This is a genomic window from Flavobacterium sp. LMO6 (assembly GCF_009495795.1).
Classification (GTDB): Bacteria; Bacteroidota; Bacteroidia; order Flavobacteriales; family Flavobacteriaceae; genus Flavobacterium.
In genome coordinates, this window is record NZ_WIBH01000001.1 from 22,570 (window position 1) to 34,899 (window position 12,330).

Sequence of the window (12,330 nt, forward strand, 5' to 3'; positions counted from 1 at the left end):
TATCTTTTTATTTTTGAGAACATTTTTATCTACCACATAAAAACATAGAATTTTGATTCTTTAGAAAAGGCATTTTATTTATTTTAGTTAACATAGTTAAAACTATCTGAAAATGAAATGCTATATTTTTCTAAAACTTTACAGGCAAACCTATGTATCTATGTGGTTAAAATTTAAACATTAAAAAATATTTACAACATGAAATACCATCAAATAGATCGCGATTTGTATATTAAAAACAGAGCTAAATTTTCAGCTCAAATGAAACCAAACAGTGTTGCGATTTTTAATTCAAACGATATTTATCCGGTAAGTGCAGATAGTACTTTACCATTTGCTCAGCACAGAGATATTTTGTATTTATCGGGCGTTGATCAAGAAGAAAGTATTTTATTGCTTTTTCCAGATGCTCCATACGAACATTTGAGAGAAATTTTATTTTTAAAAGAAACTAACGAACATATTGCAATTTGGGAAGGTGAAAAACTAACCAAAGAACGCGCATTTGAAGTTTCGGGAATTAAATCAGTGATTTGGTTGCAAGATTTCCACAAAACTTTAAAAGAAATTATGGCGTATACCGATACAATGTACATTAACACAAATGAACATTATCGTGCGGTTGTTGAAACCGAAACGCGTGAAGCCCGTTTTGTAAAATGGTGGAAGGAAAATTATCCAGCACATAAAGTAGAAAAATCAAATCCTATTTTACAAAGATTACGTTCGGTTAAAGAAAGTGAAGAATTAGATTTAATTCAACAAGCATGTAATATAACAGAAAAAGGATTTCGCAGAATTTTACAATTTGTGAAACCTGGTGTAATGGAATATGAAATTGAAGCAGAATTTGCACATGAATTCTTAAGAAATCGTTCGAAAGGTTTTGCTTATACGCCAATTATTGCTTCTGGAAACAACGCAAATGTATTGCACTATATTGAAAACAACCAACAATGTAAAGCTGGTGATTTAATTTTATTAGATGTTGGTGCAGAATATGCGAATTATTCAAGTGATATGACTCGTATGGTTCCGGTATCTGGTCGTTTTACAGATCGACAAAAAGCGGTTTATCAAGCGGTTTTAAATGTGAAAAACGAAGCGACTAAAATGTTGGTTCCAGGTACTTTTTGGAAACAATATCATGTAGAAGTGGGTAAAATTATGACTTCGGAATTATTAGGATTAGGATTAATCGACAAAGCCGACGTGCAAAACGAAAATCCAGATTGGCCCGCGTATAAAAAATATTTCATGCATGGAACTAGTCACCACATGGGATTAGACACACATGATTACGGATTATTACACGAACCAATGCAAGCCAACATGGTCTTTACCGTTGAACCAGGGATTTACATTCCGAAAGAAGGTTTTGGTATTCGTTTAGAAGACGATATGGTAATTCAAGAAAAAGGAGCCGCATTTAATTTAATGCGCAATATTCCAATTGAAATTGAAGAAATTGAAGCGATAATGAATAGTTAGTTTTCAGTCTCAGTCTCAGTTTACAGTATAGACGGCTTGCAGAAATGTAAGCCGTTTTTTTTTTGGAACACAGATTGGCGAAATTTTTAAAATTTATATAATTTCTTAAATCTGTGTTCCTAATTTTTTTAATAAAGCTTAAAATTAATTCGAGAAATCGTAGCTAAAAACATATTTTTGCCATCATGAAAACCACCCACTTTAAAAACACTAAAATTGCATACACCGACCAAGGAAAAGGAACGGCTGTGGTTTTATTGCATGGTTTTTATGAAAATAAAGAAATGTGGAATGCTTTTGTGCCAGAGTTTTCAAAAAAACATCGCGTTATTACTATTGATTTACTAGGTCACGGACAAACAGAATGCTTGGGTTACGTGCACACGATGGAAGATCAAGCCGATATGGTACATCATGTTTTAAACGAATTGAAAATTAGAAAAGCGGTTTTAGTTGGTCATTCAATGGGTGGATATATTGCTTTGGCTTTCGCCGAATTGTATCCAGACGCTATGAAAGGTTTGGTTCTTTTAAACTCCACATCAAGAGCTGATAGTGACGAACGAAAAGCTAATCGTGACCGAGCAATTATTGCTGTAAAAAAGAATTATGTGGTTTGTATCAAAATGAGTGTTGCCAATTTATTCAGTGAAAAAAATCGGGAAATTCTATTGGATGAAATTGAATATGTAAAGATGGAAGCATTAAAAACACCTCTTCAAGGCATTGTTGCTTGTCAGGAAGGCATGAAAATCAGAAAAGATCGAGAAGTTATTTTGCATTTTGCCAATTATCCAATGCTGCTAATTTTAGGGAAAGAAGACCCTGTTTTAAATTATGATGAAAACGTCGACCAAATTGAAGGAACCGATGTGAAATTGCACACTTTTCCTGATGGGCACATGAGTCATATTGAAAACAAGGAAGAATTGTTAACCGTTTTGAATGGTTTTTTAAAAAGGGTTTAACCACTAATCCAGTAACTTCGGGACCACTAAGAAGACACAATGAACACAAACTAAAATTGCCACAGATTTCTCAGATTATAAGGATTTTAAATCAATAAAAATTATTTAATCATCGGCGAACTATACTTTTTCCTTAAATGGAATTTCAACATTAAAAATTTCCACAATCAACGTTTCTAATTCGGATTTAAAATCTTCTAAAGTATTGGTTGAAATAACAATTTCAGCCTCTTTTCCTTTTCCTAAGCCAAAAGGCAAAAACCCACTTTTCATGTTTTTAAAAGAAACTATTCCGGCTGAAACTTCTCGGTTTTGTTTTAATTCGTGATTTTCAAACATTAAAGCATAGCATAACAACTGAATTATCTTTTCATTTTTAATATCGGAAGTCAAATCAGTAAAATCAAGAACTTTTAAACTATTTCCATCTACTTTTCCGGTTTTGTAATCGATGATTCTAATAGCACCGTTTCGTTCTTCAATTCGGTCGACTTTACCAGCAATTTTTATTGGAAAGGGTAACGATTTTACTTCTATTTCACATGACAAACTCGCTTCTAACAAAAGCACTTTTATAGCTTGACCTGCTTCGATATCTTTCTTTTCTACTTGTAAAAAATTGTAAACATTTCGTTTGGCAACTTCAAAAGCCAATAGGTTTTTCCCTTTGGTAATTTCGCCTTCTTTGTAAATTTCTTTGAAATGTTTTAAAATTACCTCGTCAATTTTTGTCTCCATCGCTTCAATATGATGCAAAGCCAAAAACTGATTCAAATATGGTGTATACAATTCCTCTAATGCATTGTGAATAATTGTGCCTAGGGTATTAGCCGCAATATTTTCTTCAACATCTTCTGCCTCGTTAATACGCAAAATACGTTGCATATAAAATTGTAGCGGATTTCTAATATAATTGGTCAAAGATGAAGGAGAAAATCCTTTTTCTGAAGCAATTTCTTGTAAACGCGTTAGAATTTTATCTGTTTTAGGAATCGTTACAGGTTCGTATGCTTTTTCAGGTAAAACAGCGTTATAAATTGTACTAGTAATTGCGTGTTTTGGTTGTTTCTCGATTTCTAATTGAGTAATGAAACGACTTTTTTCGCCAGCATCAATTCCTTCGTTGTCGGTATTATAAAGCAACCAAACGTTTTTCGCACGCAACAACAAATGATAAAAGTGATAGCAATAAATTGCATCTTTTTCTTTGTACGTTGGTAAGCCTAGTTCTTTCTTTACATCATAAGGAATGAATGAATTCTGTGATTTTCCAGCAGGAAATTTTCCTTCGTTTACCGAAGTAATAATTACGTTTTCAAAATCCAATACGCGGCTTTCTAAAACACCCATTACCTGAAGACCCGATAATGGTTCGCCTTCAAAAGAAACCTCCGCTAAATCGATGATTTGCTTATAAATCGCCTGAAGTGATGGCAAGCTTTCGATTTGATTATACGTTTCGTGATAATTGGTTAATTTATTTATCGTTTTAAAAACAGAATACACAAAAGCTTTAGTCACTTTCTCTTCGTCATCATCATTGCTTAAATAGGATTTTATGGTAAGTAAAATTGCATTTAAATTTGCTAAAATATCCGATATAGCATCATCCCATCTCGTAAACAACAATTGAAAAAATTTGTTTTCTGAATTAGGATATTTCTCATCGTATAAACTAAATAATTTTTGGTTCGAAAAAAAGGTAAAATTGTTATTCTGAATCACATTAACCACATCGTTAACTTTACAATAGGGTTCCACCAGAGGATGATTAAGGATGTCTAAAACTTCTTTGTAGTAGAATGTGTAACTCTTTTCGTTTCGTTGTTTGGCATTTGAATGCATTTTAAACAACTTACTAATTAACAATTGGGCAGGATTATTTTTACTAGGATAACCCATAGTAATATTCAAAGCATCTACCGTTTCAGGTAATCCATATAAAACGGGTAGTAACAAATTTTCGTCTCCTAAAACAACAGCGGTTTTTTCTAAATTTGGGTTTTCAGATTGAATTTTTTCTATAATAGTTCCAACAATTTTAGCTTGACCGATACTTTTAGGAGTGCCTATGATTTCGATATTCATTTCTTCACTAAAATGATTAACGACACATTCGAAATCTTGATTTACAAAGGGTTTCCATTCTTTTTTAAACTTTCTAATAAACAAACCTGCATCATGATAAGAATCGTTAAGAAACACCTCATCTATATCCCAATACATTTTGGCTTTGTTTTCGTTGGCTAAATGTTTGAATATTTTTTCCTCTGCTTGATTTAAGGCATTAAAACCTGCAAAATAGATTTGATTGGTAATTGTTTTAGTAAAAGAAGCTAAATTTTTAACTGCTTCTCTGTATAATAAACCTTGATAACCGATTCCTTTTTCTAATAGATGTTTATAAAACGACTCGTAGTACAAAGGTAATTTTGCCCAAAACTCTAAATGAGTGTCAATTAATTTTGTAGTATTTGTTGGTTCTAAATTCCATCTTTTCAAAGCTTCAATATCTTTTAGATAGGAAAACACATGATTTGGATCTAACAAATACCTGTCTATTTCATTAAAATCTTGAATGGCTGTTTTTGCCCAAGTAGCAAATTCTTCAAACGTTTGTTGCTTGGCTTTTTCTGTAACGGAAAGATAAACTTCATAGAATTCAAACAATAATTCAATTGGATCAATGGTACGAAGACCTGAAATATCTTTAATGAAATCTTCAATACTTATTATAGATGGAGCAAAAGAAGTAGAATTAATTCTTTCTTTAAGGCTTTCTAAAAGAAAAACCTTTGCTCTTTTGTTTGGCAAAACAATTAGGCAATTCGATAATTCAATATCCGATTGTGAAAGAATGGTTTGGCTTAATTTATCTAAAAAAGTAGTTGAATTCATTTTATAAAAATAAAAAAACGTCCCGATATATCGGGACGTTTCTTAATATATTTTAGAAAGAAATTATTTTACTAATTTAACTTCTACTCTTCTGTTGTTAGCTTTACCTTTAGCAGTTTTGTTAGAATCTACTGGCATAGACTCACCAAAACCTTTAGAAGATAATCTTGAAGCATCGATACCGTTTTCAACTAAGAAGTTCTTAACAGCAGCAGCTCTTTCTTCAGATAATTTTTGATTTAAAGCATCAGCTCCAGTACTATCAGTATGACCCTCTAATGAGAATTTAGCTGTTGGGTACTCTTTTAAGATAGCTGTCATAGCTTGTAAAACTGGGATTGTTTGTTTTTGGAAAGAAGCTTTACCAGAGTTAAACAAGATAGTTTTACCGTAATCATTTAATTTTTTCATTGTATCGTCAGATACTTCTGGACATCCGTTGTTAGCAACAGTTCCAGCTACAGTAGGACATTTGTCATCTTTATCAGCAACACCGTCTCCGTCAGTATCAGGCCAAGGACAACCAGCGTTATCTTTTGCACCAGCTACAGTAGGACAATTGTCATCTTTATCAGCAACACCATCACCATCAGCATCTGGACAGCCGTTCATCATTTTGGTTCCTTTTTCTTCTGGACAAGCATCTTCTGAATTGATGATTCCGTCTCCATCGTTATCTGGACAACCGTTTAATTCTTTAGTACCTGCTTCTTCTGGACAAGCATCTTCTGAATCTTGGATTCCGTCTTTATCTGTATCTGGACATCCTTTGAATTCTGGTAAACCAGCAACTTCTGGACATGCATCATCTTTATCGTAAATTCCATCACCATCTGTATCTTTACCTCCAAATTTGAAAGTTAAACCAACAAAATGTTGAATATGACTTGGAACGTCTAAATCAGCAACTCTGTTATCATCAAATGAATGTTTGTAAACAGATTGTAATTGTAAACCAACTTGCTCAGAAAACCAAAAAGTTAATCCTAAACCTCCGTTAACTGTTCCTGCAGATGCATCACCAAAGAAATTATAACCTCCTCCAATGTTAAGAGATGGATCAAACCATTTAGTACCAATCATTTCCATGAAGCTGTATTTGATTGTAGCATCAAAAGCATAGTAAGATAAATCTCCAGGATTTACTACTACATCTGTTGAACCAGTTCCAGGAACTCTGAAAACCATTTTGTCAATTTTGTTAACAGATCCTGTTACACCAAATGAAAAACCATCTCCAACGTATCTAGATACGTTTAAATAAGATACTGAAGGAATAAAATTCCAGTTATCTCTTGCATTACCTAATTGAATCCACTTTGGACTATCGTTTCCAACAGCACTTACTTTAGTGTCTACTCCGTTAGCTCCAAAAGAGATTGCCCACGGGTTGTTGCTGTCTTGTGCTTGAGATGTCATACCTGCAAACAATAAAGCGGCAGCAAATAATTTTTTTAAATGTTTCATACGTGATTTATTTAATTACAATGCGTTATAATTGGAGCAAAAGTAATATGTTTTTTTTAAATACAAAAGTTTTGTTAAAAAAAAATACTTGTTTATCTATTTTTACTTGATTATTCCTAATTTTTTTGCAACTTCTGTGAAAGCTTCTATCGCTTTATCTAAATGATTTTGCGTATGTGCGGCCGATAATTGCACACGAATACGTGCTTTGTCTTTTGGTACAACTGGAAAGAAAAAACCTATAACATAAATTCCTTTCTTTAATAACTCTTCAGCCATTACTTGCGATAATTTGGCATCATAAAGCATAACTGGCACAATTGCTGAGTCACCATCGATAAAATCAATACCCGCTTTTCTTAATCCTGCTTTGAAATAATTCGTATTCCACTCTAGTTTATCTCTTAAAGTAGTATCCTTTTCTAATAATTCAAAAACTTTTAATGAGGCGCCAACAATAGATGGTGCTAAAGAATTTGAAAATAAATAAGGACGAGAACGTTGACGTAAGATTTCGATTACTTCTTTTTTTGCCGTTGTATAACCTCCCATTGCTCCACCTAAAGCTTTACCTAGTGTTCCTGTAATGATATCAACTCTTCCCATTACTCCTTTTGCTTCTAATGTTCCTTTTCCTATAGCTCCAATAAAACCAGCAGCGTGACATTCATCTACCATTACTAAAGCATCATATTTATCTGCTAAATCGCAAATTTTATCTAATGGCGCTACTAATCCATCCATTGAAAAAACTCCGTCAGTTACAATAAGCTTAAAACGATGACCAGCTTCAGTAGCTTTAATCAATTGTTGCTCTAAGTCTTCCATATTGTTATTATCATAACGATAACGAGCTGCTTTACACAAACGAACTCCATCAATAATTGACGCATGGTTTAAACTATCGGAAATAATACAATCTTCTTCTCCTAATAAAGGTTCGAAAACGCCTCCATTAGCATCAAAAGCAGCTGCATATAAAATAGTATCTTCTGTTCCGTAGAAATTTGCGATTTTTTGTTCTAATTCTTTATGAATATCTTGAGTTCCACAAATAAAACGTACTGATGACATACCGAAACCGTGAGAATCCAAAGCGTCTTTTGCCGCTTGAACTACTTCTGGATGCGATGATAATCCTAAATAATTATTGGCACAAAAATTTAAAACCGTTTCTCCAGTTGAGATCGTAATTTCTGCTCCTTGAGGCGAAGTAATAATGCGTTCTTTTTTAAATAATCCGTTTTCTTGAATCGTATTTAATTCATTTTGTAGGTGTTGTTGGATTTTTCCGTACATATTATTGTTGTTTGTTGTTATTAATTTATGGTCACAAAGTTACTATTTCTATACTTTCTCCTATATATATAAGTACTTTTTTTACAACCGTATAATTCATTTCTTGCAAAGCTAATTCATATTCTTCCAATTGTGCTTTGTGTTTATTGTGTTTTTCTCCCGTTTTATAATCTAATAAATACGCCAAATTGTCTTTAATCACAACTCTATCTGGTTTGCTGTTTTTTGTGGCTTTTTTGATTATGTTTTGTTCGTTGAATACTTTGGCATCTGCATCAAAAAAAGAAATCAATTCTTCATGATTGACGATTTTATCAATTGTTTCTTTAAAAATTACATTTTGAGAAAACGTAATCAAACCTAATTCTGTAGCCTTTTGAATTGCTAAATCCACATCTTCTTTGGTATGAATAAATGCCATAATTTCGTGAAGAATGTTTCCAAAATTAATAGCATCTTGTTGCAATGTTCCCCACATTAAAGCTTCGCGTTGTGCAATTTTGATGTTTTTAGGGTTTAACTTATGCTTTACAATACCAATTTGGTTATTTTTTCCTTGGTGCGCTTTGTTGACTGATATTCGGGTTGGATTTCCGAATTCGTATTCTAATTTTGTTTCTTCATATTTCTCACAAATCTGTAAAAACTCTAAGAAATAATAGGATAAATTATTGGTGACCAAATCCCCTTTTTTGGTTACTAATTTATTTGAAATTACATACAATTGTTCTTCTGCACGTGTTAAAGCCACGTACAAAACATTAATTATATCTAAAACTTCTTCTTGATTTTTAGTTTGAAAAATGGTTTTTGCTTCGTTTCCGTATGTTTCTACTTCTTTCCGATTATTAATTAATGCTTTTGGCAAATCGATATTCGAATCTTCTAACGGAATCCAAAGTTTATCTTTAATTTTTCTCGAAAAATCTTCTTCGGCAAACGGAAAAATTACCACTGGAAACTCTAATCCTTTCGATTTATGAATCGTCATGATCCGAACAGCGTTGGTTCCTTCTGGTGACGGAATACTTTTTTGATACCCAATTTTATCCCAATATTCCAAGAAATCCGAAATGCTAGATTGCACTTTTACGTCTTTTTCTAACACCAAATCCAAAAAATACTGCAAATACGAAGTATTCACTTTATCATTTAAAAAAGTAGCAATCAAAATTTCAACCGCTTCATACAAGGATTTTTTCTTGCAATTTTTAAACGAAATTTCTATTCCGATGGTTTTTAAAAACGATTCTAATTCTTCCGAATTTTTATCTTTTGCAGCCAAAATAAAATCATGAATTGCTACTTCCGATTGCAAATATTTCGCAATGAAATAGAGAAAATACACTTTCGATTCATCGTCTTTTGGATTTTTCAAATAGCGAAGCAACGCAATCAACAACTTCACTTCGGTCGCATTTTGAATCAATAAAGTTTCCGAAGATAAAATCGGAACACTGTTTTCGGTTAAGAAATTCGCCAACTTAATTCCGGGTGCTTTCGTTCGCGTAAGCAAAACAATATCTTTGTATTCAAATCCATTAGCAATACATTTTTCAATAGTTTTTAAGGTTTGATTCAAGTAAAATTTATCTTTTACAGAAATCGAATCGTTGTCTGAATCAAATCCTTCAACTTCGGCTTCATCTTCTGGCACTTCAATAAACGATAAATTTACATAACCTCCTTTTTTCGAGTTTACTTCTTGATGCGAAAGATTTTCGTACAGATTTTTATAATCTTCGTTCTGAAATTTATCTGATAATTGATAAAAAAACGCATTATTAAAATGAATCACTTCGCTAAAACTGCGGTAATTTGTACCTAAACGAAGCGTTTCTTTATCTTTATTGGAAAACGGATTGTGCTTTTTATCTTCTTTTGCCAAATCAATAAATTGTTCGGCTTTTCCTCCGCGCCAACGGTAAATGGCTTGTTTTGGATCACCAACCAACATCAACGTTCCTTGCTGACCAAAATCGTCTTGACCAGAAAGTGCGTTATCGATTAACGGAATTAAATTTTGCCATTGCATTACCGATGTATCTTGAAATTCATCAATAAAATAATGACGGTATTTTTCGCCCAAACGCTCATAAATAAAGGGCGCTGGCTGGTTTTGAATTTCGTTGTGAATAATTTTATTGAAATCGGAAATGGAAACTAAATTTTGTTCTTCTTGAATTTGTTTGAATTCTTGATAAATCGTGTTTAATAACGAAAGTGGATTTAGATTTTGCAGAAAAGCTTCGTACATTGAAATTTTTCCTGCTTTTTCATTGATTGCAACAACCGAAGCTAAAATTTCGGATGCATTTTCATCGATAAAATCCTTATCAGATTGTGGAACCGACTTTGAATAAGGCGATTTTGTTCCGTCTAAATAATTAATTACCGTTTCGTTAATAGCGATTTTATCCGCTGCAACTTTTTCTAAATGATTAGTAACATAACTCGAATAAAACGATTTTCGAGAAACGCCATTCGTATCAATTTTATCCAAAACAGTTTTAGCAATAGCTTTACATTCCGATTTTAATTGCTTAACTTCTTCTTGTAATTTCTTTTTGATGACACCAAAATCATCCAAACTCTTATCGGACATTTCTTTGATTTCTTCCGAATTGTTTTCGTTAGTAATCAATTGGGCCACCTTTAATAATTCAGCTGAAATGTCCCAGTTTTTATCGTCGTCGGTTTTTTCTTTTGAAAATTCAATTAGTAATTTAGTCAAATTTACATCGTCTCCAGCTTTCGAAATTACCAAATCGATAGCTTCTTGCAAAAGCGAATCGGTTTCCAATGAAACTTCAAAATTCGGAGGCAAATTTAAATCTTGCGCAAACGTTCGTATGACTTTGTGCGTGAATTTATCAATTGTAGAAATATCAAACGCCGCATAATTGTGAATGATATTTTTGATGATGGCTTTCGATTTATCTTTTAAAGTGGCGATACTCAGTTTGGTTTCAGTCGAGACATCTTTTAGCAATTCCATCGCTTTATCAGAAGTCGTATCAATTGAAAACTCGTACAAACTCGATACAATTCTGCTTTTCATTTCTTCCACTGCTTTGTTGGTAAACGTAATGGCCAAAATTTTTCGATAGGCATCATCATTCGTGGCCAAGAAAAGAATTTTTAGATATTCTTTTGTTAGTGTATAGGTTTTTCCTGAGCCAGCCGAAGCGTCATATATGGTAAAAGCTGTTGTGTTCAAATGTTATATTTATCTTAATAATAGTGATATAGAAACTATCTATTTTTGAATCCGAAGTTTAATTTGTAAATTTGGTGAAAATATTACTAATCTAAAAATAAAATATTATGGCTTTTGAATTACCACAATTATCGTATGCGTATGACGCATTAGAACCACATATTGATGCAAAAACAATGGAAATTCACCATTCAAAACATCACAATGCTTACGTTACTAACTTAAACGCAGCTATTGCTGGAACTGAATTAGAAGGAAAATCTATTGAAGATATCATGAAAAATCTTGATATGAACAATATGGCAGTTCGTAACAATGGTGGTGGACATTTTAATCACACTTTATTTTGGGAAATTATGTCGCCAAACGGTGGTGGTTTGCCAACAGGTGAATTAGCAACTGCTATTGATGCTGCTTTTAGTTCATTTGATGCTTTTAAAGCAGAATTTTCTAAAGCTGGAGCTACTCGTTTTGGTTCTGGTTGGGCTTGGTTATGTGTAAAAGATGGAAAATTAGAAGTTTGTTCTACTCCAAATCAAGACAACCCATTAATGCCAGGTGTTGCTTGTGGCGGACAACCAATTTTAGGAATGGATGTTTGGGAACATGCTTATTACTTAAATTATCAAAACCGTCGTCCTGACTATATGGAAGCTTTCTTCAATGTAATAAATTGGACTGAAGTAGCAAAACGTTTTGCTGCGTCAAAATAATCTAAGAACAATAAATAAAAAAGCCGAAGAGTATGGCAACTCTTCGGCTTTTTTGTATTTTACCAATTTCTTAAATGAAAAAAAGGTGAAATTTCTTTCACCCTTTTTGCCCCAAATCTACCATAAAACTTAACCTACTAATTTTCTGGTAGTGCTAAAGTATAGCTAGCTTATTTATTAATACAAAAAACTTGTTGAAAAACCTAAATACTCGACGAAATGCGTTTTTACAAAACAAAACCAATGAAATTATCTTTTTAAGAAAAACTATTTC

Annotated in this window: 7 protein-coding genes; 3 read left to right on the plus strand and 4 right to left on the minus strand. The window is 32.7% G+C overall.

Annotated features, from left to right (window positions below; genetic code table 11):
* The first annotated feature begins 198 nt into the window (after nt 1-198).
* Both GFJ99_RS00080 and GFJ99_RS00085 read left to right on the plus strand, forming a co-directional pair.
* The gene (locus GFJ99_RS00080) at nt 199-1,491 is read left to right on the plus strand and encodes an aminopeptidase P family protein (protein WP_153207014.1); all 1,293 of its coding nucleotides are present in this window, start codon (nt 199-201) and stop codon (nt 1,489-1,491) included.
* A 185-nt stretch (nt 1,492-1,676) separates the two neighbouring features.
* Nucleotides 1,677-2,459, plus strand: a complete 783-nt coding sequence (locus GFJ99_RS00085; RefSeq protein WP_008255101.1) for an alpha/beta fold hydrolase — start codon at nt 1,677-1,679, stop codon at nt 2,457-2,459.
* A gap of 120 nt (nt 2,460-2,579) precedes the next feature.
* On the opposite strand, the gene GFJ99_RS00090 is transcribed toward GFJ99_RS00085, so the two are convergent.
* The 4 genes from GFJ99_RS00090 to GFJ99_RS00105 all read right to left on the minus strand — a co-directional run bounded on the left by GFJ99_RS00090 (nt 2,580) and on the right by GFJ99_RS00105 (nt 11,343).
* The gene (locus tag GFJ99_RS00090) at nt 2,580-5,357 is read right to left on the minus strand and encodes a PD-(D/E)XK nuclease family protein (protein WP_153207015.1); all 2,778 of its coding nucleotides are present in this window, start codon (nt 5,355-5,357) and stop codon (nt 2,580-2,582) included.
* Between the two features lie 63 nt (nt 5,358-5,420).
* The gene (locus tag GFJ99_RS00095) at nt 5,421-6,824 is read right to left on the minus strand and encodes an OmpA family protein (RefSeq protein WP_008255103.1); all 1,404 of its coding nucleotides are present in this window, start codon (nt 6,822-6,824) and stop codon (nt 5,421-5,423) included.
* Between the two features lie 102 nt (nt 6,825-6,926).
* Nucleotides 6,927-8,123: a glycine C-acetyltransferase gene (kbl, locus tag GFJ99_RS00100; RefSeq protein ID WP_153207016.1), complete on the minus strand. Its 1,197-nt coding sequence runs from the start codon at nt 8,121-8,123 to the stop codon at nt 6,927-6,929.
* Nucleotides 8,124-8,154: 31 nt separating this feature from the next.
* Complete coding sequence (locus GFJ99_RS00105; protein WP_153207017.1) at nt 8,155-11,343, minus strand: exodeoxyribonuclease V subunit beta; 3,189 nt, start codon at nt 11,341-11,343, stop codon at nt 8,155-8,157.
* Between the two features lie 107 nt (nt 11,344-11,450).
* Here GFJ99_RS00105 and GFJ99_RS00110 point away from each other — a divergent pair, with 107 nt between their 5' ends.
* A complete protein-coding gene (locus GFJ99_RS00110; protein WP_153207018.1) occupies nt 11,451-12,056 on the plus strand; it encodes a superoxide dismutase in 606 nt (201 codons plus the stop codon).
* The last annotated feature ends 274 nt before the right edge of the window (nt 12,057-12,330 follow it).

Coding starts and splice junctions, on each gene's coding strand:
- GFJ99_RS00080 (WP_153207014.1), top strand. CDS start 199: ATGAAATACCATCAAATAGATCGCGATTTGTATATTAAAAACAGAGCT.
- GFJ99_RS00085 (WP_008255101.1), top strand. CDS start 1,677: ATGAAAACCACCCACTTTAAAAACACTAAAATTGCATACACCGACCAA.
- GFJ99_RS00090 (WP_153207015.1), bottom strand. CDS start 5,357: ATGAATTCAACTACTTTTTTAGATAAATTAAGCCAAACCATTCTTTCA.
- GFJ99_RS00095 (WP_008255103.1), bottom strand. CDS start 6,824: ATGAAACATTTAAAAAAATTATTTGCTGCCGCTTTATTGTTTGCAGGT.
- kbl (WP_153207016.1), bottom strand. CDS start 8,123: ATGTACGGAAAAATCCAACAACACCTACAAAATGAATTAAATACGATT.
- GFJ99_RS00110 (WP_153207018.1), top strand. CDS start 11,451: ATGGCTTTTGAATTACCACAATTATCGTATGCGTATGACGCATTAGAA.